Source organism: Microbacterium sp. BG28 (assembly GCF_034044005.1).
GTDB lineage: Bacteria > Actinomycetota > Actinomycetes > Actinomycetales > Microbacteriaceae > Microbacterium.
Window position 1 is genome coordinate 34,531 of record NZ_JAXCHA010000004.1, and the last position, 22,503, is coordinate 57,033.

At 68.9% G+C, this 22,503-nt stretch carries 27 protein-coding genes and 2 tRNA genes; 14 read left to right on the plus strand and 15 right to left on the minus strand.

Going from position 1 to position 22,503, the window contains the following annotated elements; all coding sequences use genetic code 11:
* Positions 1 to 40: 40 nt before the first annotated feature.
* Positions 41 to 115 (plus strand) — tRNA-Arg (locus SK224_RS16275).
* Between the two features lie 21 nt (positions 116 to 136).
* Here SK224_RS16275 and SK224_RS16280 read toward each other — a convergent pair.
* A complete protein-coding gene (locus SK224_RS16280) occupies positions 137 to 457 on the minus strand; it encodes a hypothetical protein (protein WP_320435690.1) in 321 nt (106 codons plus the stop codon).
* Between the two features lie 191 nt (positions 458 to 648).
* The gene (locus tag SK224_RS16285) at positions 649 to 1,170 is read right to left on the minus strand and encodes a hypothetical protein (protein ID WP_320435691.1); all 522 of its coding nucleotides are present in this window, start codon (positions 1,168 to 1,170) and stop codon (positions 649 to 651) included.
* 352 nt (positions 1,171 to 1,522) lie between these two features.
* On the opposite strand from SK224_RS16285, the gene SK224_RS16290 reads away from it, so the two are divergent.
* Positions 1,523 to 1,726: a GNAT family N-acetyltransferase gene (locus tag SK224_RS16290; protein ID WP_320435692.1), complete on the plus strand. Its 204-nt coding sequence runs from the start codon at positions 1,523 to 1,525 to the stop codon at positions 1,724 to 1,726.
* A 26-nt stretch (positions 1,727 to 1,752) separates the two neighbouring features.
* Here the strand turns inward: SK224_RS16290 and SK224_RS16295 are convergent, their stop codons facing one another.
* Entirely contained in the window at positions 1,753 to 2,421 is a 669-nt protein-coding gene (locus SK224_RS16295; RefSeq protein ID WP_320435693.1) for a metal-dependent transcriptional regulator, read from the minus strand.
* A gap of 5 nt (positions 2,422 to 2,426) precedes the next feature.
* The gene (locus tag SK224_RS16300; RefSeq protein WP_320435694.1) at positions 2,427 to 3,695 is read right to left on the minus strand and encodes a sodium:proton exchanger; all 1,269 of its coding nucleotides are present in this window, start codon (positions 3,693 to 3,695) and stop codon (positions 2,427 to 2,429) included.
* 290 nt (positions 3,696 to 3,985) lie between these two features.
* On the opposite strand from SK224_RS16300, the gene SK224_RS16305 reads away from it, so the two are divergent.
* Together SK224_RS16305 and arr are read left to right on the plus strand one after the other, a co-directional pair.
* Positions 3,986 to 4,360 carry a hypothetical protein gene (locus tag SK224_RS16305; protein ID WP_320435695.1) on the plus strand — a complete coding sequence of 125 codons (375 nt, stop codon included), beginning with the start codon at positions 3,986 to 3,988 and terminating at the stop codon, positions 4,358 to 4,360.
* A gap of 37 nt (positions 4,361 to 4,397) precedes the next feature.
* Entirely contained in the window at positions 4,398 to 4,814 is a 417-nt protein-coding gene (gene arr, locus SK224_RS16310; protein ID WP_320435696.1) for an NAD(+)--rifampin ADP-ribosyltransferase, read from the plus strand.
* A gap of 12 nt (positions 4,815 to 4,826) precedes the next feature.
* Here the strand turns inward: arr and SK224_RS16315 are convergent, their stop codons facing one another.
* Complete coding sequence (locus SK224_RS16315; RefSeq protein WP_320435697.1) at positions 4,827 to 5,504, minus strand: HEAT repeat domain-containing protein; 678 nt, start codon at positions 5,502 to 5,504, stop codon at positions 4,827 to 4,829.
* Positions 5,505 to 5,543: 39 nt separating this feature from the next.
* Positions 5,544 to 6,350, minus strand: coding sequence for an alpha/beta hydrolase (locus tag SK224_RS16320; RefSeq protein ID WP_320435698.1), 807 nt, complete (start codon positions 6,348 to 6,350; stop codon positions 5,544 to 5,546).
* Positions 6,351 to 6,431: 81 nt separating this feature from the next.
* Between SK224_RS16320 and SK224_RS16325 the strand changes: the two genes are divergently transcribed.
* Positions 6,432 to 6,830 carry a VOC family protein gene (locus tag SK224_RS16325; RefSeq protein WP_320435699.1) on the plus strand — a complete coding sequence of 133 codons (399 nt, stop codon included), beginning with the start codon at positions 6,432 to 6,434 and terminating at the stop codon, positions 6,828 to 6,830.
* Here SK224_RS16325 and SK224_RS16330 read toward each other — a convergent pair.
* The 3 genes from SK224_RS16330 to SK224_RS16340 are packed head-to-tail and all read right to left on the minus strand — an operon-like array spanning position 6,806 to position 8,969.
* On the minus strand, positions 6,806 to 7,486 hold the full coding sequence (locus SK224_RS16330) for a helix-turn-helix domain-containing protein (protein WP_320435700.1): 681 nt from the start codon (positions 7,484 to 7,486) through the stop codon (positions 6,806 to 6,808). The two genes, SK224_RS16325 and SK224_RS16330, sit on opposite strands and share 25 nt — an antisense overlap.
* A gap of 37 nt (positions 7,487 to 7,523) precedes the next feature.
* A complete protein-coding gene (locus SK224_RS16335; protein ID WP_309735945.1) occupies positions 7,524 to 7,970 on the minus strand; it encodes an SRPBCC family protein in 447 nt (148 codons plus the stop codon).
* A gap of 42 nt (positions 7,971 to 8,012) precedes the next feature.
* The gene (locus tag SK224_RS16340) at positions 8,013 to 8,969 is read right to left on the minus strand and encodes an epimerase (protein WP_320435701.1); all 957 of its coding nucleotides are present in this window, start codon (positions 8,967 to 8,969) and stop codon (positions 8,013 to 8,015) included.
* Between the two features lie 86 nt (positions 8,970 to 9,055).
* Between SK224_RS16340 and SK224_RS16345 the strand changes: the two genes are divergently transcribed.
* A complete protein-coding gene (locus tag SK224_RS16345; protein WP_320435702.1) occupies positions 9,056 to 9,445 on the plus strand; it encodes an ester cyclase in 390 nt (129 codons plus the stop codon).
* A 6-nt stretch (positions 9,446 to 9,451) separates the two neighbouring features.
* Here the strand turns inward: SK224_RS16345 and SK224_RS16350 are convergent, their stop codons facing one another.
* Both SK224_RS16350 and SK224_RS16355 read right to left on the minus strand, forming a co-directional pair.
* Entirely contained in the window at positions 9,452 to 9,799 is a 348-nt protein-coding gene (locus SK224_RS16350; RefSeq protein ID WP_320435703.1) for an Lsr2 family protein, read from the minus strand.
* Between the two features lie 27 nt (positions 9,800 to 9,826).
* On the minus strand, positions 9,827 to 10,675 hold the full coding sequence (locus SK224_RS16355) for a LuxR C-terminal-related transcriptional regulator (protein WP_320435704.1): 849 nt from the start codon (positions 10,673 to 10,675) through the stop codon (positions 9,827 to 9,829).
* Positions 10,676 to 10,806: 131 nt separating this feature from the next.
* Between SK224_RS16355 and SK224_RS16360 the strand changes: the two genes are divergently transcribed.
* Together SK224_RS16360 and SK224_RS16365 are read left to right on the plus strand one after the other, a co-directional pair.
* The gene (locus tag SK224_RS16360; RefSeq protein ID WP_320435705.1) at positions 10,807 to 11,160 is read left to right on the plus strand and encodes a DUF485 domain-containing protein; all 354 of its coding nucleotides are present in this window, start codon (positions 10,807 to 10,809) and stop codon (positions 11,158 to 11,160) included.
* On the plus strand, positions 11,157 to 12,773 hold the full coding sequence (locus SK224_RS16365) for a sodium:solute symporter family transporter (protein WP_320435706.1): 1,617 nt from the start codon (positions 11,157 to 11,159) through the stop codon (positions 12,771 to 12,773). Before SK224_RS16360 ends, SK224_RS16365 begins: the two co-directional genes overlap by 4 nt.
* A gap of 21 nt (positions 12,774 to 12,794) precedes the next feature.
* Here the strand turns inward: SK224_RS16365 and SK224_RS16370 are convergent, their stop codons facing one another.
* Positions 12,795 to 13,313 carry a methylated-DNA--[protein]-cysteine S-methyltransferase gene (locus tag SK224_RS16370; RefSeq protein ID WP_320435707.1) on the minus strand — a complete coding sequence of 173 codons (519 nt, stop codon included), beginning with the start codon at positions 13,311 to 13,313 and terminating at the stop codon, positions 12,795 to 12,797.
* A 198-nt stretch (positions 13,314 to 13,511) separates the two neighbouring features.
* On the opposite strand from SK224_RS16370, the gene SK224_RS16375 reads away from it, so the two are divergent.
* A complete protein-coding gene (locus SK224_RS16375) occupies positions 13,512 to 17,207 on the plus strand; it encodes an AAA family ATPase (protein WP_320435708.1) in 3,696 nt (1,231 codons plus the stop codon).
* Entirely contained in the window at positions 17,194 to 17,373 is a 180-nt protein-coding gene (locus SK224_RS16380) for a hypothetical protein (RefSeq protein ID WP_309735962.1), read from the plus strand. The genes SK224_RS16375 and SK224_RS16380 overlap by 14 nt, the downstream gene beginning before the upstream one ends.
* A 4-nt stretch (positions 17,374 to 17,377) precedes the next feature.
* Here SK224_RS16380 and mscL read toward each other — a convergent pair whose 3' ends face one another.
* Genes mscL through SK224_RS16395 form a run of 3 tightly spaced genes read right to left on the minus strand, consistent with a single transcriptional unit; the run spans position 17,378 to position 18,752 of the window.
* Complete coding sequence (gene mscL / locus SK224_RS16385) at positions 17,378 to 17,797, minus strand: large conductance mechanosensitive channel protein MscL (RefSeq protein ID WP_320435709.1); 420 nt, start codon at positions 17,795 to 17,797, stop codon at positions 17,378 to 17,380.
* Between the two features lie 34 nt (positions 17,798 to 17,831).
* On the minus strand, positions 17,832 to 18,125 hold the full coding sequence (locus SK224_RS16390) for an FmdB family zinc ribbon protein (RefSeq protein ID WP_320435710.1): 294 nt from the start codon (positions 18,123 to 18,125) through the stop codon (positions 17,832 to 17,834).
* Between the two features lie 21 nt (positions 18,126 to 18,146).
* Positions 18,147 to 18,752 (minus strand): 5-formyltetrahydrofolate cyclo-ligase, encoded by a 606-nt coding sequence (locus SK224_RS16395; protein WP_320435711.1) that lies wholly within the window; start codon positions 18,750 to 18,752, stop codon positions 18,147 to 18,149.
* A 53-nt stretch (positions 18,753 to 18,805) separates the two neighbouring features.
* Here SK224_RS16395 and galU point away from each other — a divergent pair, with 53 nt between their 5' ends.
* The 4 genes from galU (at position 18,806) to SK224_RS16415 (ending at position 21,418) form a co-directional block, all read left to right on the plus strand.
* On the plus strand, positions 18,806 to 19,690 hold the full coding sequence (galU, locus tag SK224_RS16400) for a UTP--glucose-1-phosphate uridylyltransferase GalU (RefSeq protein ID WP_309735969.1): 885 nt from the start codon (positions 18,806 to 18,808) through the stop codon (positions 19,688 to 19,690).
* Positions 19,691 to 19,706: 16 nt separating this feature from the next.
* Entirely contained in the window at positions 19,707 to 20,342 is a 636-nt protein-coding gene (locus SK224_RS16405; protein WP_309735972.1) for a GNAT family protein, read from the plus strand.
* A 57-nt stretch (positions 20,343 to 20,399) separates the two neighbouring features.
* On the plus strand, positions 20,400 to 21,299 hold the full coding sequence (locus SK224_RS16410; protein WP_320435712.1) for a large exoprotein: 900 nt from the start codon (positions 20,400 to 20,402) through the stop codon (positions 21,297 to 21,299).
* Positions 21,300 to 21,345: 46 nt separating this feature from the next.
* Positions 21,346 to 21,418 (plus strand) — tRNA-Ala (locus SK224_RS16415).
* The last annotated feature ends 1,085 nt before the right edge of the window (positions 21,419 to 22,503 follow it).

Below are 22,503 nucleotides of genomic sequence, written 5' to 3' on the forward strand. Positions count from 1 at the left end.
ACCTGTCCGTCGCGTCGCTGCCGATAGACTCGACGGGCCAGCCTCTGTAGCTCAGTGGAAGAGCCACTCCGTCCTAAGGAGCGGGTCGGGGGTTCGAATCCCTCCAGGGGCACCATCGCGCTCTGCTTGTCGGTGCTCACCCCTTCTCCGGGGCGTAATAGGCACTGAGCCAGAAGTCGCTTCCGTCGGGGACGTCGATTCGTAGGGTCGTCGCTGCCGACGGGTCATCGAGCGGCACGGCAGCGATGGATGTGCCCGCCGTTCCGCAGACGGCACCCACCGTGTTCGGGTTGGTCTGTTCGACGGTCACCGAGTAGGCGCTATCGCCGGTGCAGGTGAGCAGGAGAACGACCTCGACCGGCGCGGCCAGCTGCGCTGCGGGCAGGGTGACGGTCTCGTCCCGGCTCCCCGAGAAGTCGCCGGCCGGGGCCGCGCTGGGGTAACGGGCCAGGACCATGTCTCCCTGCGTAGCGAACCGCTCCTGGTCAGAGGGGGCGTCCGATGCACTGGCCGATGTCGTGGGAAGGGGGGTGTGCGATGGAGCCGGTGCCGCTGGTGTGCACGCCGTCAGCGTCGCCACCAGAACGGCGGCTCCTCCTGCGTTCAGCTTTCGCCTCTTCATATCGCTCCTCCGTCTCGTCTCGTAGATCAGAAGCCTGTCAGAGCGGCTGCGTAACGGCGAGGGGCCTGACGCGTCCCCTCGGTGAGGAGTAAGGCGGTGTCGGAGACACGCCGGGTGTACTCGCCGGTGCACGGGATCGTCACGATCACCGATAGGCCCACACGCCAGGCCGCCGTCAGTTCTGTCACCGCGCGCCTTTCCGGACTCTCCTCCAGCGGGGCGGCGCCTGCGTCGCGGATGCCCTCGAACACCTCCTGCCGCCACGCGACGTATGACTCATCGAACGCGTCGTCGCCGAAGCTGTCGCGCCAACTCGGCCCCAGCAGTCGTGTGAGAAGTTCCGCTCTCTCGACCGATCCGAGCGGCGTCTTCCCCAGCCGCGCGATGAGTTCCGCTTCCGTCGAGCGGCCCGCGTGCTCGAGGCACGCGCTCCAGAGCCGCGGCCACTCTTCCGCCCATTCCGGGGGGAGCCGCCCGTCCGATGCGATGGGGGCTCGTCGCCAACGGCGGAGGGACGTCACCGGTCGGTCGGAGGTTCCATGCTTCACGAACCCAGAGCAGCTCCAGGAGCGCATCGGAGTCGTTCTTCACCGTGACCGTCATACCGGGCGGCCACGCGTCGTTCGCATCCGCGGACATCGACTGCATCACGCACGTCCTCTCGCTTGCGTCACCGTGCGCCATTCAACCCGCATCCGTCATCGCGAGACTGCATCTTCGCGACGAGATCACGGGGTTTACCCGTGATCTCGTGCTCGAAATGCAGTCTCGCGGGACGAAACACCGCCGTAGCGGCCGCGCGCCGCGCAGCACGAGTGCTACGTCGCCGAGGTTGCCGGCGGCATCCGTGGCGCGGCATAGGTGGTGCTCACCGAGAGGGTGCCGAGCCCTCGAGCGCTGATGCGTGTCACCGCCGACCTTCAGGGTGTCTACGTCGATCCGGATTATCGCGGACGGGGGATCGGTCAGCGACTGATCGCCCATGTCGTGGATGAGGCGACCGCTCGCGGAGCGGAGCGGGTCGTCGTGCACAGCTCGGACCGCGCGGTGCCGCTGTACGAACGCGCGGGCTTCACCTCGTCCCGCACGCTGCTGCACCTCTGAGGCCCGCTCCGTCGTACCTTGCCTCGCTAGGAACGAGCCACGCGCACGGCCTCCGCGGTGGTGAGGCTGAGGTCGACGGATGTCGCATCGATCTCGACCCGGACCACTCCGGCGTCGCGATTCACGCGCTGCACGGTCAGGGCCCGATTCACGCGGATGCCGACGTCCTCGAGGTGACGAAGCACCTCGGGGGAGCGGTCGCGTACCCGGCTCACCTGTACGCGGATCCCCGCTGGCGCATCGGGGAGCGCCTGGTCATCGATCGCCGGAACGGTTCCGTCGGCCTTCGGGATCGGGTCCCCGTGCGGGTCGTGCTCCGGGTGACCCAGCGCGATATCTATGCGGTCGAGGACGAGCTCGGACACCGCGTGCTCCAGGCGGTCCGCCTCCTCATGGACCTCATCCCACCCGAGCCCCAACCGCTCCACGAGATAGGTCTCGATCAGGCGGTGACGCCGCACGATCGGCACAGCGAGCTCCGATCCGGCCGGCGTCAGACGTATCCGACCGTACGGCTGGTACTCGATCAGACCCTGCCTGCTGAGCTTCTTGAGATTGGCCGACACCGTGGATGCGGTCACGCCGAGTTGACGGGCCAAGTCGGTCGTGGAGGGCTCGGCGGACGGCCACTCCTGCGCTTTCCAGATCAGGGTGAGGTAGTCCTCGACGAGACGCGAGGGGTGCGGGTCGGACATCCCGCTCATCCTCGCAGGTCGTTCTCGAGGACTCGTTCTTCGGCGCTCGGGAGGGGGTTTTTCTCGCGTCGGAACGGCGCCGCGAGGGTCGGGACGATATCGCGGCGGTGCACCCAGAGGACGGGGACCGCGGCGAGCAGATGCACGGCACTGAGCACGTAGCGTCCTGTCGTGTCCGTCACGAAGAACTGCACGGCGAACAGCGCGGCCAGCGCGATGGCTGCGGATCGGTGGAAGCGCAGGCCGATGATGATCGCGACGCCGAGCACGGTCTGCGTCGCGGTCAGGGTGAACTCCTCGATCTGCCGAGCGTCCAGCGGCAACCCGCCGGTGCTGCCGCCGCCCAGCACGTGGGCGACGGGCAGCGAGCCGACGAGCAGACTCCACTGGTTGACCTTGGAGGCGATCAGCGTTCCGATCGCGAAGGCGCCCTTGCCGCGCAGCGCGAACATGACCGCGATGATGAACTCGGGCGCCTCGGAGGCGAGCGGGGCGAGCCACTGGACGAGGAAGAAGCTGTCGACGCCCAGCGAGGAGCCCGCGGACACGAGCGACTCGGCGAACGGTTCCGCCGACATCAGGATGATCGCGGCGGCGACGACGAAGAGCACGGCCACCGTCCACCGGCGGCCGGTACGCGGCAGCGCCGCGATCCTGCCGGCCATGCCCACGAGTTCTTCCTCCTCGTCGTCGTGCACCTGGCTCGCGCGCCAGAGATAGAAGCCGAACGCGGCGATGAGGACGGCGCCGTACCAGATGGGGATGGAACCCATCACGGGAATGGCGAAGGCGATGATCGCCAGGATCGCGAGGAACCCGATGTCGAGGCGCATCGACGGGTCGAGAACGAGCGAGCGCACCTTCTCAGCCGCGCCTCCCGCACCGCGTCGCGCCCGGCGCGCGACCCAGAGCGCGACGATGACCACGAGGGCCCAGCCGAAGCCGAGGAGCAAGCGGTTCGAGCCCGTCATGTTCGCTGCCGCGAACTGTTCGTAGGCCGGCTCGGACCCGGACCGGAAGGCGTAGTAGAGGTCGACGGCGTACTCCGGGAGGACGGCGATCAGGGCGAGGAGAGCGATCGCCAGCGCACCCGAGATGTCCTTCTGCGCGGCTTCCGCTCCCCACGCCAGAAGGAACGACGCCGCGACCACTGCGGCTCCGAAGACGAACATGTCGAACACCGGGTTCGGCATGAAACCAGTGGTACGAAAGACGATGGCAGGCAGGGCGATCGCCAGGCAGAGCACGATCTTCATCCACGCGGTGCGGGTCACGGGGTTCCTTCTCTCACGCGCGACCCGCGCCCGGGAGCGCTTCGGTCGCGACGAATCGACCGAAGGTCTCGTTCGCCTCGGAACCGAGGTGCGTTGCCGGGCCGGTCTCCGTGACCGCCAGTGTGTCGACGTCGCTCGTCCGCATGACGGACGGAACTACTCCCCTTCGCCCCTTACCCTCGTCGCGGGCGGGGTGGTGTGTCTACGCACAACCCTGAGTGTGGGTCGTCACACATCGCCCGCGTCGGACTGTCAACCAGCGCCTAAGTTCGGCTCCTAATCTGGGCAGCGTGTCTCGCCGTCTCGCCGTCCTGCCCCTGCTCGCCGTACTGGCGCTGGCCGGATGCGCCTCCGGCTCCGCGCGCACCAGCGCGGAGGCCTGCCTCAACGTCATGAACTCGTGGCAGGAGTACGCGAGCTTCGCCGAGACTCCCGGACGCGCGGACGGTGCGGTAGCCGAGGGGCGCGCTGCGGTGCGGGATGCGGTGAGCCGCGCCTCGACCGGCGCACCGGAATGGATGCTGGCGAAGATGAAGGACGCCGACAAGGCGCTCGATGCGGTGACCGCCGCGCCCTCGAATCCTGCCGGCATGGCGGCGTTCCAGGCCGCATCCGACGCATTCGAGGCGATCCGGGATCAGTGCAAGGCGGATCGGAACCTCTAGCGGCGATCCCTCCGTCCGCAGGACTACCCTGTTCCGAGTGAGCGATGCACTCGACGACGGACCCTTCTTCCACGGCACCAGAGTGCATCTGTCGCCCGGTGACCTGCTGGTCGCGGGACACCGCTCGAACTATCGTCCCGAGGTCGTGATGAATCACATCTACTTCACGGCGCTGGTGGACGGCGCGGGCCTCGCGGCAGAGATCGCGGCGCGAGGCGACGATGAGATCCCGCACGTCTACGAGGTGGAGCCGACGGGTCCGTTCGAGAACGATCCGAACGTGACGGACAAGAAGTTCCCCGGCAATCCCACGCGCTCTTACCGCAGTGCTGCGCCGCTGCGGATCGTTCGGGAAGTGACCGACTGGACCCGCCTGACGCCCGAAGCGCTGCAGTCCTGGCGGGAACGCATCGATGCGCTGAATGAGAACCCGGACGCGCAGATCATCAACTGAGCGGGCCTTCGGTCACAGCAGGACGGACAAACGCTTCTTCTTGCGGTTCTCTGCGATGATCCACGCCACGTCGGTATCAGATGCGTCGAGCGCCAGGAAGGCGGCCAGACCTGGTGCAGGATCGGCGGCGATCGCCACGCTCCAGCCGTAGCCCAGCGCCTGCCGCAACGTCCGAACGTCCGCATCTCGGCGCTCGGCGAGGGGCCGCCGGGCCAGCGACGCGGTCGCGCGCTCGCAGACCGCGTCGGCGACGGCGGCGGATGCGGGGGAGCGCAGCAGACGCGGCTCGCAGATCCCCGCCACCGCGGCGCGCTGCACGAGCGGGTCGTTCGACTCTGCCCACGCGGTGACGATCTCGGTCAGCCGCGCGAAGTCGCGATCACCCAAGAGCTGCAGTCCCGTCGCCACGCCTTCGCGTACGCGCCACCGCCCATCGGATGCGGCACGCAGAGCGGCGGCGGCGTACTCCGACGCGTCGGCGCGAGCGCCGTAGGCTGTAGCGACACACATCGCGGTGAACTCGTCGTCACGCGAGCCGAGCGCGCGGAGAGCCGATTCGTCAGCGACCATCGCGAACGCCGCGGCCAGAGCGGTGTTGGCGCGTGGGCCGGGCAGGCCCGAGTTCCCGTCGAGCAGCGTCGCCCACTCCTCGAGGGGCAGCTGATGCAACCGCTCCTGCCAGTCGGTCATACTGCTGACCGTATCCCCGGGCGAGGCGACGAGGGAACGTCAGGCGCCGGGAGAATGCGTGGATGCGGCTTCCGCATCCATGCGCCGCAGCCAGTCACGGATCAGCGCGGTCGTGATCTGCGGCTGCTCCAGGTGCACGTTGTGCCCCGCGAGGTCCAGGACCGCGTAGGTGCCGCGCGGATAGTGGTCGCGAAAGTGCCATCCGTCCTCGTAACCCACCACGTCGTCCTGCCGCCCGAAAAGGTGCAGCGCCGGCAGGGTGAACGGCTCGGGGTGCGCCAGCTCGGGAACCGCGGGCAGCGTGTAGTCGGCCGCGATGCGATCGATGACGGCCGGATCGGAGCCGCGCAGACCGGGAAGGACGTACTCGGTGAACGCGGCGAACGATGCCGCATCCTGCACGACGCTCACCTCCGCGAAGTCGCCGCGAGCATCACCGGCAGCGTCGAGTACGGCCGCGTCGACACGAAGCACCTGCCGCGGCGGCACGATGCGCGCGTCATGGCGGGGCTCGAAGACACCGGCGAGCGTGGCCAGCCCCAGCATCTGTTCGCGCATCTCGTGCGCGACGTAGCGGCCGATCATCGCGCCGAAAGAGTTGCCGATGATGGCGAACGGCGCCTCACCGAGCGCAGAGCGTACGTCGTCGATGACCGACGAGGCGACGTCGAGAGCGCTCGCAGCATCAGACGGCGGTGCGCCCTGCGCCCATGGCAGATCGAGGTAGACACGTCGCCAGGGCAGGTCGCCGATCGCCTCCTCCAGGGGAAGCATGATGCGGTGATCGACGCCGAAGCCGTGGATGATGACGATCGGGCGGCCGGATCCGGAGGTGTGTGCGATCACTGCTCGAGCGTATGTCGCGTCTGCGACATCGTGGCCGTTCGGTTCAAGACGTGGCAGCCACGCACACCTAGCGTGGAACCCATGGCACTGAGACTCGGATTCATCGGCATCGTCACGCAGGACATGGCCGCCTCGCTCGCGTTCTACCGCTCGCTCGGGGTCGACGTCCCGGAAGGGCAGGATGACGCCCCGCATGTCGATGCGCGGCTGGATGACGGGGTCGCCCTCGCATGGGACACGGTTGACACCATCCGCGGCTTCGACCCTGCCTACGAGCCCGCATCCGGGGGTCATCGGATCGCGCTCGCGTTCGACCAGGGGATGCCGGATCGGGTGGATGCGGTGTTCGCCGGGCTCGTGGAGGCGGGCTACGCGGGTCACGTCGCACCGTGGGATGCGCCGTGGGGTCAGCGGTACGCGACCCTCCTCGACCCCGACGGCAACTCGATCGATCTCTACGCCGCGCTCGACGCGAACTGAGCGGGGCTCGCGCCCACCAGTCGCCGGAACTCCCGCGTGAGGTGCGACTGGTCCGCGTAACCCGCCGCCGCGGCGACGTCGGCGAGCGTGCGGTCGCCCTGCAGGAGCTGCCGCGCGCGACGCGCTCGCTCGATGCGCACCAGGGTCGCGTACCCGTAGCCGAAGCGCTCACGCATGCGGCGCCGGAAGGTGCGCTCGGTCTCGTTCATCTCCGCGGCGACACGGGCCGCGGAGACCGCGCGCCGAGCGCCGACCTGGACCGCACGAGACCACACGTTCTCGACGTCGGCGCGGGACGCGATCTCGACGAGACCCGCGATGGGATGCGGCCCGTCGCCGAAGCGGACCATCCGCTCGCGCAGGCGACGCGCCTCGTCTGCTGCCACGGTCTCGGCGAGGGGAACGAGCCGGTCGGTCAGCTGGGGGAGAGCGGCGGCGAGGAGCCCGTGCGCGCGGCCCGGCGACAGTCGCAGTCCGAACGAGCCGTTCGCCGGGTCGGCAACGGCGGCGATCCACCGCGTCGAGGGGCCGGCGACATAGACGTGATCGGCGAGCAGGATGAGATCGACGCATCCGTCGGCGGGCACTGCGCCGCCCGCGCCGCCGGTCGAGCGCCAGAGCGCCGATCCATCGGGCAGTGCGCGTTCGGTGTACACGCTGCCATTGTGTCCCCAGGCTGCGACAGGCGTGCGGTCAGACTCCCGCTGCCCGAACCAGAACGTCATTGCGCTGCCGGATGAGCCGCCGCAGATACGGGACCAGCACGAGTCTTTCGGCCAGCCGACCGAAGAGGGGAGACGCGATCGTGAGGACGTCGGTCATGACTGTCTGCCCATCGCGCGTCTCGAACCGATGCTCGTGACGGAAGAGGCGAAACGGCCCCCGCACCTGCTCGTCGACGAAGCGCCGAGGACGATCGAGCGCGGTGATCTCGGATGTCATCCGGAAGCGCCAACCGAAGTGCCGCGCGCTCCATGTGACGCTCTCTCCTAGACCGATGAGGCCGCTCGTGACTCCGCCGACGGCGCGCTCACCGGAACGTGCCATCGACTCGAGGTGCGCGTCGATGCTCAGCGACTGATCGAACAGTCGCTCGACGGGCACCGGAGCGCGGGTGATGACGGTGAAACTCGAGACCATGCTGTGACTCCTCGTGTGCGATGCCGTCCGGGTGGCTGACGGTCAGATCGCATCCTCGAGATGCGGCCGTCGAAAGGTGTACCCGGCGGCGTCGAGCACGCCCGGAACGACCCATCGGCTCTTGAGCACGAGTTCCGGTTCGGTGCGCAGCACCCACATCGCGGGCTCCAGCATCCAGCGCCACGCGGCCAGTCCGATCGGCATGCCGGTCTTCTGGCGCAGCGCGCGCATGAGGGTGCGGTTGTCGGTCGGCTCCGGGCTCGCGAGGTTCACGGCGCCGGTGATCTCCTCGTGCTCGCCGAGGAACCGGACGGCTCCGATCACGTCATCGATGTGGATCCAGCTGAACCTCTGTCGCCCACGTGTCCGGTGCCAGCCGGAGCGGGGGGATCCGCTCGGATGCGGCCCGATGCCGCGGTAGCGGCGGTGGGGGAACCACGGCGAATCGATCTGCGGTCCACCCAGTCCCCAACGGGCGAGTCGGCGCAGCATGTCGGGCGCGGGGCCATCGCCGAACACGATGGCCATTCGCAGCGCCACGCGGCGCGTGCGCGGCAGCTCGTCGGCGAAGAACTCGCGTTCCCACTCGCGCGCGACATCCACGGAGAATCCCTCGCCCAGAACGCCGGAGGCTTCGTCGTTGGCGCGCTGCTCCTCGTGCCGGTAGATCGTCGCCGTCGATGCGTTCAACCACAGCGGGGGCGGGTTCTCTGCCGCAGCCACGGCGTGGCGGAGGGCCCGCGTGGTCTCGACGCGTGAACGCAGGATCTCATTCCGGTTGACGTCGTTGTACCGGCAGTTCACCGACTTGCCGGCGAGATTGATGAGAAGGTCCGCGCCGTCGAGCGCGTCGACGATCGCACGAGGATCGTTCCAGGCCACGTGTTCTGTGCGACCGATGCGTCGTATCCGGTATCCGTCGGCTCGCAACGCCTCGACGATCTCGCGCCCCACGAATCCGCTCGCTCCCGCGACGACCGCCACCCGCTTGTCCGCCATGCACTCCACCCTCTGTCGGCCGCCCGTGCTCCGACCGTACCGTCGCCTCGCGGCTCGGCCCCACGGAGGCCGCGATAATGGAGCGGATGGAGCCGTGGGAACTGCGCGAGTGGCATGCGGAGTACCTCGACGCCTGCAATCGTCACGACCTGGATGCCGTGCGCGGCCTCGTCGCTCCCGACGTTCGTCGTGCGCATCTGCCCGGCGGGCGCGATGCGTGGATCGGCGATCTCGCGGATCTGTTCCACGCTTTCCCGGATTGGCAGTGGCGTCGCATCCAACTCGTGATCGAGGACGACAGGATCGCGGCGCACCTGCGCGGCAGTGGAACCCACGCCGGCGTCTACCGCGGCATCTCGGCGACACGTCGCCACGTGAACGTCGCGGAGTTCGCGATGTACCGGGTGGTCGGCGGCCGCATCGCCGAGTTCACCGGAACCGGAGACGCCGAGCTGCGCCAGCAGCTCGGGGCATAGCGGGCGTCAGCGCGCGGCGTCGTACGCGTCCATGACGGATGCGGCGATGCGCCCGCGCTCGGACACCTGGTGGCCGTTGGCCTTCGCCCACTCTCGGATCGCGGCGAGATCCCGCGACGAAGAGGCCGATCGAGCACGCGGCTTGACGCTCGCGGTCGACCGCGCCGACGAGATACGGCGGGCTGCCGACACATACGGAGCCATCGCATCGCGCAGAGCGGCGGCGTTCGCATCCGAGAGGTCGATCTCGTAGGCGATGCCGTCGAGGGAGAAGAGTACGGTCTCGCCCTCGCCCACCTCCAGAACGGAGTCGTCGAGGTCGTCTACGAGCTGGTGGACGATTCTGCGCGCCATGACGTCACCATACAGATCGCCGGCTGCTCACGGCAGCAGCCGCGCCCGGCGCGCCTTCGCCACGGCCGCGTGCCGCGTCGTGGCCTCCAGCTTCGACATCGCCGCCGCGAGGTACGACTTGACGGTCGTCTCCTTCAATGCGAGCTCCTGAGCGATCTGCGCATTGGTCGACCCGAGCGCGGCGCACGCGAGAACGTCCAGCTCCCGCGGTGAGAGCTGCACCGGCGCCGACGGTGCAGGTTGGTCACCGGCCGCGACCTCGGCGAGGCGGCGTTCGACGGCGGCGAGGCGCTCACGCAGTGCGGCGTCGCTGACCGTCGCGGAGATCGCACGCAGCTCCGCGAAGCTCTCCCGCACCTGCTCGCGCGCGGCGGCGTCCCACGGGCTTTCGGGGGCGGCATCCTGTGCGCGCTCGACACGGCGAGCGACCTCGTCCCGGATGCGGAGCTCCGACGCGAGGGCGTCGGCGATCTTCAGAGCCGGTGCCGCCGTCAGCTCGTCCACGGCCGTCTGGCCCCACGAGCCGCAGTACAGCACGCCGCGGGTACGACCCGCCGCGACGACCGGGACCGCGAAGAGCGTCGCGATGCCTTCGCCGAGGATCGGTCCGTCGTAGTCGTGGGTGATCCCGCGTGCGCTCCGGTAGTCCAGGGCGAGGCGCGGGCGCTTCTCCGTGAGAGCCCTTCCCCCGAGCCCCCGCTGTTCGCGCACGATGAGGCCTTCGATGGTCCGGCCGCGCGCTCCGACGATGGAACTCACGTGCACGGAGTGCTCGCGGACGAGCCCGCCGAAGGCGACGGGGAAGCGCGTACGGGCGACCAGGTCGTGGACGGCACGCGTCATCAACTGGAGATCGCTGGTGGTTCCGGGGGACATAGGTGCTACCTACTTCCGGGGGTGTCGGCCTCGTTGCCGATTTTCGTAGCGTCGACCCTACCATCGCCGCGAAGAGGCGACGACGGCTCGGATGGACCCCCCGCATCCGCGGCATGAGGCAAGGAGGCCACATGACTGAATCGCACGACCGCGCCGCTGACGGCGCGGGAATCGACTACATCGAGGTGGAGGAATCACCCCCGTTCCAACGCCTGAAACGAGCGCAGCGCGCGTTCGTGTTCCCCCTCGCGATTGCGTTCCTGCTCTGGTACTTCGCCTACGTGCTGCTCTCGTCGTTCGCGGCCGATTTCATGGCCACGCGCGTCGCGGGTGACATCACCGTCGGCCTGCTGCTGGGACTCGGCCAGTTCGTCTCGACCTTCGCCATCACCATGGCCTACGTCGCCTATGCCAATCGGCGCCTCGACCCGCAGTCGCGCGCGATCCGCGAGGACCTGGAGCGGCGAGAGGCGGGTGCACGATGAACGAGGTCTTCGGGGCCATCCACGCAGCTGTCCAGACGGTCGAGAACGATCCCGTCCTCAACATCTCGATCTTCGCGGCGTTCGTCGCGGTGACGCTGTTCATCGTCATCCGCGCGTCGCGCAACAACAAGACCGCCGCCGACTATTACGCGGCAGGCCGCTCGTTCACGGGGCCGCAGAACGGCTTCGCGATCGCCGGCGACTATCTGTCGGCGGCGTCCTTCCTCGGCATCTGCGGAGCCATCGCGATCAACGGCTACGACGGGTTCCTCTACTCGATCGGCTTCCTGGTGGCGTGGCTGGTCGCCCTGCTGCTCGTGGCGGAGCTGATGCGCAACACCGGACGCTTCACAATGGCAGACGTCCTGTCCTTCCGCCTCAAGGAGCGGCCGGTGCGGATGGCAGCGGCCATCACGACTCTGGCGGTGTGCTTCTTCTATCTGCTCGCGCAGATGGCGGGCGCCGGTGGCCTGGTCTCGCTGCTGCTGGGCATCGGCGACCAGATCGGGCAGTCGATCGTCGTCGCCGTGGTCGGGGTGCTGATGATCGTCTACGTACTCATCGGAGGGATGAAGGGCACGACGTGGGTGCAGATCGTGAAGGCATTCCTGCTCATCGGCGGTGCTGTCGTGATGACCGTCTGGGTGCTCGCGATCAACGGATTCAACCTGAACACGCTGCTCGAGAGCGCGGTTGCCGCTTCGCCGAAGGGTGACGCTGTGCTCGCTCCCGGCCTCCAGTACGGCAAGAACCCCTGGGACTTCATCTCGCTCGCGCTGGCGCTCGTGCTCGGTACCGCGGGACTCCCGCACGTGCTCATGCGCTTCTACACGGTGCCGACCGCCAAGGAAGCGCGGCGTTCGGTGGTCTGGGCGATCTGGTTGATCGGCCTCTTCTATCTGCTCACCCTCGTGCTCGGTTACGGTGCGGGCGCGATGGTCGGGCCCGAGACGATCGCGGCCGCGCCCGGCGGCGTCAACTCCGCCGCCCCGCTTCTGGCCCTTTACCTGGGCGGCCCCGTGCTGCTCGGCTTCATCTCCGCGGTGGCGTTCGCGACGATCCTCGCGGTCGTCGCCGGCCTCACGATCACGGCGGCGGCCTCGTTCGCGCACGACATCTACGCGAGCGTCGTGAAGAAGGGCAACGTGCCCCCGGACGGCGAGGTCAAGGTCGCGCGACGTACCGTCATCGTGATCGGTGTGCTGGCCATCATCGGCGGCATCGGCGTGCAGGGGCAGAACGTGGCCTTCCTGGTTGCGCTGGCCTTCGCCGTCGCCGCATCGGCGAATCTGCCCACCATCCTGTTCTCGCTGTTCTGGCGCAGGTTCACGACGCGTGGAGCGGTATGGAGCATGTACGGCGGACTCGGGGCGGCGATCGTGCTGATCGTGCTGTCGCCGGTGTTCTGGGGCACGCCCACGAGCGTGTTCAAGGACGTCGGCGTTGCGATCTGGCCGCTCAACAACCCCGGCATCATCTCGATCCCGCTGGGCTTCTTCCTCGGGTGGCTGGGGTCGGTGACCTCACGCCGTGCCGAGGATCGGAAGAAGGCCGCGGAGATGGAGGTGCGCTCGCTCACCGGGTTCGGCGCCGAGAAGGCCGTCGACCACTAGCGACATCGTCCGGCGGGCGGCCTACACGCCCGCCGGACGATGCGCGGCCTCCAGATCGAGCAGGTAGCGCTTGTGCTCGGGGCGCCCGCCGTACTCGCCGATCGATCCGTCGGAACGGATGACGCGATGCGCGGGGACGACGAGCGAGACCGGCGTGTGGGCGCACGCCGATCCGACCGCGCGATGCGCCCGCGGCGAGCCGGCCTCCATCGCGATCTCGCCGTAGCTGGCCGTCTCGCCGTAAGGGATGCGGGAGATCGCCTCGAGCGCATCGCGGGCGAAGCCGCTGACGAGACGCAGGTCCAACTCGACCTCGAACGTCGTGCGCGTCCCTTCGAAGTACTCGTCGACCTGCCCGAGCAGCGTGTCGGCATCGTCGTCGATCGGTGCAGGCTCCCGGCCCAGACGCTGGGTCCACGCAGCGAGGGCGGAGCCGAGCGGCGCGGCGAGGAACTCGAAGCCGATGAGGCCGGCGTCGCTCGTGAGAAGGAGAGCGTCGCCGAGGGGCGTGGGATGGATGCGGAAGCCGGTCGGGGTCATGTGCTCATCCTCCTCGTGCGCTCATTCCTCCCGCGGGGAGCGCGTCCGCCCGGCGGACAACGCGCGGGCCGGGTGATTGTGGGGAGGAACGGCCGGTCCCTCCGGCGTGTCGCGAATCCGGCGAAACTCGGCCGTGGTTGAGCCCCGCTCGCCCATCTCACGCCTATGGTGACACGTGTGTGGCGTGGAGAAGGCACCATGATCTCTGGTGCAGACGAGGCGACGAATCCGGTGCGCCCGAGTGATCTCGGCGTCGCAGAGCCGGGTGTCGTCGTCGCGCACGTAGCCGACCCGGAGCGGGCGCGGCTGCGCGCACAGGCCGCCCTGCTCGGCGGGCGTTCGACACTCCTCTTCTATGAAGACTCGCCCGAGCGCGGTATCGACATCAACAAGGCGCACCCGGGGAGCCTGCCGCAGTTTCTGACCGGCCGGTCGACGCTGCTGTCGAACCTCTACCGCGACGAGGTCGCCCTGCGCACGGCGCGGATGGCGGCGGAGCGGATCACTGCCAAGAACGTCGAACTGCGCACCGCGCGGGGGTTGGAGACCGTCTCGCTCGCCGTCGGAATGGCCTCGTGGCGCATCGGTGGCATCATGTGCACGGCTCCGGTCCTGCTGCGACCGCTCGCGATCCGTCGGCACCACACCGACTTCGAACTCAAGCTCCACGGTTCCTTCGTCGTCAACCCCGAGCTCGTTCGCGCGCTGGGGACCCACTTCGGCATCCACCTGGACTCGGCAGCCCTCGCCGGCCTCGCTCACGACGGCGCGGTGTTCCGGCCGCAGCCCGTGATCGACCACCTGCGGGCACTCACGACCCATATCCCGACCTTCACCGTCGTCCCGCGTCTGGTCGTCTCCAACTTCGTCGACGTCGGCTCGGGTATGGCGCGCGACACCGCCGACCTCGACCACCCGGTGCTGAACGCGCTCGCGGGGCATCCCGACGAGCGGGCGCGCCTCTCGGTGCGTCCCGCGCTTCCCCGCGTCACGAGCCCCGACGAGCGCACCCCCGCCGCCGACACGCTCCTGCTGGATGCGGACGAGGAGCAGGAAGCCGTGCTCGCGCGCATCGCGGCCGGTCACTCGCTGGCGGTGCACACCCTGCCGGGCACCGGAGGCACGCAGACCGTCATCAACGCGATCGGCGCTCTCGTGCAGAGCGGTCGTCGCGTGCTCGTGGTCAGCGCTCGCCGCTCGACCCTCGACGGCGTCCGCCATCGCCTCGCCGGCATCGGCTTGGATGCGCTCGCCGTCACCCCGCGACACCTGCATCGGGATCTGATCCGCGCGATCGGACGCAATGAGAAGGCTCAGCCGCCGAAGGTCGCGGAGATCGACGACGCTCTGCTGCGACTGCGTACAGTGCTGCGCGACTACCGGGGCGCGCTGACCGCCTCGCATCCCAGCCTCGGCACGTCGGCCCTCCAGGTCGTGCGCCGGCTGACCGAGCTGAGCGCACTGTCGCCGGCTCCGTCGACCACTGCCCGTTTCGACATCGCCACCCTCGAAGCACTGCGCGACGCGCGGCCACAGGCGGCGGCGAAGCTCGTGGCCGCCGCGAAGCTGGGGGAGTTCCGCTTCGGTCCCGACGATTCGCCCTGGTACGGCGTGAGCTTCGACACCACCGAATCGGCACGCGCGGCGCACGCGCTCGCCGGCAAGCTGAGCGGTCGCGAGGTCCCGAGCCTGCTCGAGCGCGGCTACGAGCTGATCGCGCAGACGAGGATGCGGCCCTTCCGCACGATCGACGAGCTCGGCGATTATCTGCGGCTGTTGCAGGGCATCCGCGAGACTCTCGACAAGTTCAGCCCGAGCGTCTTCGAGCGTCCGCTCGTGGAGCTCATCCAGGCGCACGCGCCCAAACGGGATTCCGCCGAGATGTCGAGCGCCAATCGACGTCGGCTCAAGCGCCTGTCGCGTGAGTACGTGCGCCCCGGGGTGCACGTCGGCGACATGTACGAGTCGCTCGTGCGCATTCAGCAGCAGCGTGCGGATTGGCAACGCTTGGTCGACGCGGGCGTCGTGCCCGAGGTGCCGGTCGGTCTCGCCGACGTGCACGTCGCGTGGCAGCGCGTGCACGCGCAGCTCGGCGAACTCGACCAGATCCTGCGGCGTCGCGAGTCGAGTCGGCTGGCCTCGCTCCCGGTGGCGCAGCTCATGCGCGTGCTCGCCGGTCTCGCCGCCGAGTCGTCGTACTTCGAGAACCTCGTCGAGCGTGCCACGCTGCGCACCGAACTCGACCGCATGGGCCTCGCACCTCTGCTCACCGAACTGTCGGTGCGCCACGCGCCAGAGGACCAGGTCGCGGCCGAACTCGAATTCGCGTGGTGGCAGTCCGCTCTCGAGCATCTCCTTCGCACCGATCGCGCGCTCCTCGGAGCGAACACCGCGGTTCTGGACCGTCTCGAACGCGACTTCCGGCTCGTGGACGAAGCGCACGCCGCCGCATCCGGGCCCGTCCTCGCCGCGCAGCTCGCGACGCAGTGGAAGATCGGCCTGGTCGATCACGCCGACGAGGCTGTCGCTCTCAAGCAGGCGCTGAAGGGCGGTGTCTCGGCACCTGAGCAGCTGGTCCGGGCGGCGCCGACGCTCATGCGTACTCTTGCGCCGGTGTGGCTCGCCTCGCCCTACGAAGTGCCCGAGATCCCCGATCACCCGCCGTTCGACGTCGTGATCATCGCGGATGCGGCCGCGCTCTGCCTCGCGGAAGCGGCGCCTGCGCTGCGCCGCGCCCGCCAGGTGGTGCTCTTCGGCGACCCGGTCACACAGAAGCCGACCCCCTTCGCCGTCGGCGCAGGCGAGCGGGCGGTCGCGGACGAGTTCGATGAGCCCTTCGACGAGGTCTCCGTGTTCGAGCGAATGGCGGAGCTGCTCGATGTCGCCACCCTCACTCGCAGCTACCGGGCCGGAGGGGAAGACCTCGCGCAACTCGTGAACGACGCGTTCTACGGCGGAGAGCTTGTCTCGCTGCCCTGGGCGGGTGCCTACCTCGGCCGGGGAAGCCTCAGCGTCGACTACGTCGAGGGCGGAACGGGAACCCCGGACCCGATCTCCGGAGCCGTCGAGAGCCCGGACGCCGAGGTCGCGCGCGTCGTGACGCTCGTGACCGAACACGCAGTCAACCGTTCCGGTGAGAGCCTCATGGTCGTCACGGCCAGTAGGCGGCACGCCGAACGCATCCGTGCGGCCGTGGATGTGGCCTTCGCGGGCCGCGCCGACGTGGCCGATTTCGTGTCGCGCGAGACGGCCGAGCCGTTTGCGGTGCTGACGCTCGAGGAGTCGGTCGCGGAGAGCCGGGACCGGGTGGTCTTCTCGCTCGGATTCGGGCTGACCAAGCACGGCCGCGTCCTCAGCGACTTCGGTGACCTGTCCACGGCGGATGGCGAGCGGCTACTCACGGTCGGAATGACTCGCGCGCGTCGATCGATGGTGATCGTCTCCTCCATCCGTCCCAGCGCTTTCGAGGACGGCCGGCTCGAGCACGGCGCGGCGACGCTGATGAGCATCCTCGGCGGAGTGGCGGCTCGAGCGCGTGAGACGCGCCTCGAGGATCTCGCCGACCCGTTGACCCGCGCTCTCGCCCGTGAGCTACGTGCGAAGGGCATCAAGGTCGATCTCGACTATCGCGGGCTGCTGCCTTTGGTGGCGGGTCATGACGGCAAGGCCGTCGTGGTCGAGAGCGACCCGGAGACGCGTCCCGAGTCCCTGCGCGAGTCGTTGCGTCTGCGCCCGCAGATCCTGCGGCGGCTCGGGTGGCACTACCTGCGCGTGCACGCCTTCGACCTCTACAGCGATCCCGCGGCGGTCGCGGCGCGCGTGTCGACGCTGTTGGGCGTCGAGGCGGGTGCATCGCCGCAGGCGAGCACGCAGCCCATCGATGTCGCCGAGTGAGCGTCAGCGCGTCGTCCGCGTGACAGGAGCGCGGCGCGCTCGGCTCACGCCGGCGCCCGGCGCGGTCGATGAGCCCGAGAGCACACGCGACGACGCCGCATCCGCAGCGTCTGAGGCGGGCCCGAACGACGAGCGGATGCGGCGCGAGGTGCCGCCGCACTACTGAGGCGTCAGGGCCGGGTCTTGTTCTGCTGCTCGAGCAGGTCGCGGATCTGCACGAGCAGCTCCTGCTCGGTGGGAGCCGGAGCCGCTTCGGGCTCGCGGACACCGGCGCGCGCGGCCTGGCGTGCCTTCCAGAGATTCATCGGCATGACGAACGCGAAGTAGACGACGATCGCGACAGCGAAGAAGCTCACGATCGCGGTGATGAGCCCGCCGATGGGGAACGTGACCGTGCCGCCGTAGATGTCGGGGACCGGGATGCCGGGAACACCGTTCTCATCGGCCTTCCAGAAGATCTCGATGAGCGGCGTGATGATCGACGCGACGATCGCGTTGACCACAGCGGTGAACGCCGCTCCGATGACGACTGCGACCGCGAGGTCGATCACGTTGCCGCGGAGGATGAACTCCTTGAAACCCTTGATCATCGAATCTCTCCTCATCTCGTCGGCGTCCGGCTGGTCAGGATGCCGCGGGGGCGGCGGGAGCAGCGGGAGCGGTGGCTCCCGCTCTCGATGATGCCCCGGACGAGCCGGAGTCTCCACCCGACGTGCCGGTCGCGCTCGAGCCGGACGTGCCGGCGCGCGAGTCCGTGCGGTAGAAGCCGGAGCCGTTGAAGGTGACGCCGATCGAGCCGTACTCCTTGCGCAGCACGCCGCCGCATGCGGGGCACTCGGTCAGCGCGGGGTCGGAGAAGGACTGGACGGTGTCGAAGCGGTGTTCGCAGGACTTGCAGGCATAGGCGTAGGTGGGCATGGTGCCTCCGGGGTCAGGCGCTCAGCGGGCGCGCAGCGTCAGGGTGCGGGTGGGGGTGACGACGCCGTCGACGGGCTGGTCGTGCACATCCGTCGGGACGTCGTCGAGGATCTCGGAGTCGTACACGACCGCGTACACCGGCGGGCACTTCTGCATCGACCCGATGGTCTTGTCGAAGTAGCCACGCCCCCATCCCAGCCGCATCCCACGGCGGTCGACGGCGGCGGCGGGCACGATCATCAGGTCGACGTCGTTGACGGCGATGGGACCGAGCAGCTCGCCCACGGGTTCGGGCAGGCCGAACAGGCCCTCCGCGATCTCGCCGTCCTCCGTGGCGACGGCCCAGTCGAGCAGACCGTCTACCCGCGTGACGGGCAGGAGCACGCGGATGCCGCGACGCACGGCCTCGCGCACGAACTCACGCGTATCGGGCTCGGCATTGGTCGACAGGAAGCACGAGAGCGACGTCACGTGGTGGGCCGACGTCAGGGCGTCGAGTTGCTGGTGGACTCCCGCGCCCGCGCTCTCCCGCGCGGCGGCCGACAGGGTCTGCCGCCGCTCCCGCAGGTCGGCGCGGAGTGCGCGCTTGACGTCGTCCACTGCATTGCGATCGTCACCGTCTGACATGCACATGATTCTAAGGACCGCAACCGCCGGAGGAGTGCCGATAGGATCGCGGCATGAGTCACAAGCCCTTCAAGGCCGTCATTCCCGCTGCGGGTCTGGGAACACGATTCCTGCCCGCCACGAAGGCGATGCCGAAGGAGATGTTGCCCGTCGTCGACAAGCCCGCCATTCAGTACGTGGTCGAAGAGGCGGTCGAAGCGGGCATCCAGGACGTGCTGATCATCATCGGTCGTAACAAGAACAACATCGCGAATCACTTCGACGCGATGCCCGAGCTGGAGCAGAAGCTCCGGGAGAAAGGCGACACCGGCAAGCTCGCGAAGGTGGAGCATTCCTCCGACCTCGCCGATGTGCACATGGTGCGTCAGGGGGAGCCGAAGGGGCTCGGGCACGCGGTGCTGCGTGCGCAGGCCCACGTCGGAGATCACCCGTTCGCGGTGCTGCTGGGAGACGACCTGATCGACGAGCGCGACCCGCTGCTGTCGAAGATGCTCTCCGAGTACGACAAGCGCGGTGCCGCAGTGATCGCCCTCATGGAGGTCGACCCGGAGAACATCCACCTCTACGGTGTGGCGGCGGTCGAGGAGACCGACGAGGACGGCGTCGTGAAGGTGACGGGCCTGGTCGAGAAGCCCAAGAAGGAGGATGCGCCCTCCAACCTCGCCATCATCGGCCGCTACGTGCTCGGTCCCGAGGTGTTCGAGGTGCTCGAGCACACCGAACCGGGCAAGGGCGGCGAGATCCAGCTGACCGATGCGCTGGAGGAGCTGGCCACGGATCCGGAGCGCGGCGTCTACGGCGTGGTCTTCCGCGGCCGGCGTTACGACACGGGTGACAAACTCGACTACATCAAGGCGATCGTCCAGCTCGCCAGCGATCGCGACGATCTCGGCCCGGACCTGCGGCCGTGGCTGAAGGACTTCGTCGCCGGACTCTGAACCGGGGAGGTTCGAGGTGGACCTTTCGGCACCGCGCGAGCACGGGCGGGTCGGCATCCGTCTGATCCGTGCGCGCGATGCGCGCGTGCTGCAGGATCATCTGATGTCGAACCGCACCTGGCTGCGTCCGTGGGAGGCGACGAGCCCCGACGGCGCCGTTCTGCTCGACATGAAGATCGGCATCCGCCGGCTTCTCCAGCAATACCGCGACGGCGCGGGCGTTCCGCTGGTCATGGAGTACGACGGCCGGGTCGCGGGCCAGCTGAACGTATGGGGAATCGCACGCGGGTCGCTCGCCTCGGCGACCATCGGCTACTGGGTGGCCCGTGAGTTCGCCGGTCGCGACATCACGCCGACGTCGGTGGCTCTCGCGACTGATCTCTGCTTCACGGAGTTGCGTCTGCATCGAATGGAGATCTGCATCCGACCGGAGAACGATGCGAGCCTGCGGGTCGTACAGAAGCTCGGATTCCGCTACGAGGGTCTGCGTCGTCGGTACATCCACATCGACGGCGACTGGCGCGATCACTACGCCTTCGCCCTCACGCGCGAAGAGGTGCCCGAAGGGGTGCTGGCCCGATGGGTCGGCGGTCGCGCGCCCGCCGATGCGGCGACGGTGCCGGAGCGCGACCGCATCGCTCCCTCCGACTGACGCCGACACGCCGACGCTTGCCGTGCGCGCCGCGGTGCGTCGCCTACCGTTGACGCCATGGGTGGACAAGTGTTGGGCGGAGGAGTGATCTTCCTCGTCGCCGTGACGCTGTGGCTGCTCTACCTCCTTCCCTCCTGGCACAGCCGGCACCAGTACAACGCCGCCGAGCGCAACGCCGTCCGCCTCAATCAGGCCCTCCGGGTTCTCGCCGAGACCAGCGAGACGCCCGAGGAGGTGCGGCTGGAGCTGACGGCGCGCACCGCATCCGCGCAGCAGAAGCTCGCCCGTCAGACGCTCGCAGAACGCGAGCGAGCGCAGCTCGAAGTCGCACGCCAGGAGCTCGCGGCCGCCAAGCAGGAGGCCCGGGCAGTGCGCGACCGTCCCGAGGTGCGCATGGCGCGGGCCCGCAGGCGCGCGCGTCTGACGGCCACCTTCCTGGCGCTCCTTTCGCTCGGAGGGGCGGGGCTGGGCATCTGGGTGCAGCTGACCGCAGCGAGCGCGACGCTGCTGTGGGCATCGGGTGCGGTCTTCCTCGTTTCGGTGCTGATGCTGCAGCAGATGTCGCGTGTGGCGCGTCGAGCCGCTCGCCGAGACACTGCCGCGCCGCAGATCGTGGTCGAGACGCGTCAGGCTCACGTGCAGGATGTCGTGCTGCCGACCCGCTCCGCTCCCGCTACGTGGGAGCCGCGCTCGCTGCCGCGTCCGTTGGCGGCTACCTCCGGGTCCCGGGCGTCTCTTGTGCAGGATGCCGCGGACGCGCGTGCGGCGCTTCGTCGCGCCGCGGTGGAGGAAGCCAAGCGCGAGCGCGCCGAGCAGGCCGCGCCGCCGTCGATCGACGCCGCGCGGGCCGCGAAGGCGCCCGAAGAGTCGCCTTTCGCGCGGATGGGATACGTCGACGACGCGGAGATCGAAGACCACGTTCGGCGCCTGCTATCGACGCGTCGAGCCGCGGGTTGACGCGGTTCGTTCGCCACTTCGGGCCGTGATAGGCTCGTTGAGTTCCGGGCCTGTGGCGCAGTTGGTAGCGCGCTTCGTTCGCAATGAAGAGGTCAGGGGTTCGAATCCCCTCAGGTCCACCGGAAAGGCCCCCGCTCGGCGGGGGCCTTCGTCGTTTCCGGCGGCCTCGCTGCACCGAGACCGCATCCTCGGCACGAGATCACCGTGTTCCCCCGTGATCTCGAGCGCTGGATGCACTCTCACGGATGGGAACGGTCTCGCGGGTGGTGACGGTCTCGCGGGCGGGACAGAGCCCTCCTCGACTGAGTGGTGTCACGCCGCCCGCGGGTGCGGTGAGCATCGCACCGGTTGCGAACCCGGGGGAGCGGGTGTGCCGTCGGGGAGCGAACCCGGAGCAGGGGCGGCCCGTTGTGTGAGGTGCCGTGCCGCCGACCGTGCCGGCATGATCCGGCACCGGAGTGACCCCCGCCCGTGGGCGGGAACGGACGAGCGCGCGCGTCCCCCGCGTGGAAGCCGCGCGCGGCGGCCGGTCAGGAGCGCGAGCGATCCGGCCGCCACGCTCGCGAGACTGCATCTCCCGCACGAGATCACTGTCATTACCCGTGATCTCGTGACGCGCATGCAGTCTCGCGGGGAGAGGGAGGGGGAGAGGGGCGAGAGGGAGAGGGAGGGCAGAGGGAGAGGGAGGTGAGAGGGAGAGGGAGAGGGGCGAGAGGGAGAGGGAGGGCAGAGGGAGAGGGAGTGGCGGGGAGGATCGGGACGTCATCGGGCGGAAACATGCGCGACACGCCCGGGGTGTGCGCTCGAGTTGGCAGAAGGCCCGAACCCACGTAACTTATTACTTGTTCGCCCCACAGGGAAGAACGGAGAGGCTGAAGCCCCGTTCCCCTCAAGCGGAGAACACACTCCCACACAAGCGAGAAGATCTCAGATCTGACGTGCGTGTGGGGTGCCGATCGTTCCGTCGATCGCCGCCTCGGCGGTGAGAACGATCCGCTCCGGCGGATTTGACACGGCGAGCGATACGGCTAAGATGGAGAAGTTGCCCTGCGGGCGAGGCTGAGAGGCCGAGCGGCAGGAGCATCCGTTCCTTGAGAACTCAACAGCGTGCACTTGTCAAATGCCAAATAACCTCGTTCCAGCTTCGGCTGGGTGAGATTCCTTTGGATCAAGTCCAACCCTTTGGGGTTGGCGTTATGGATTG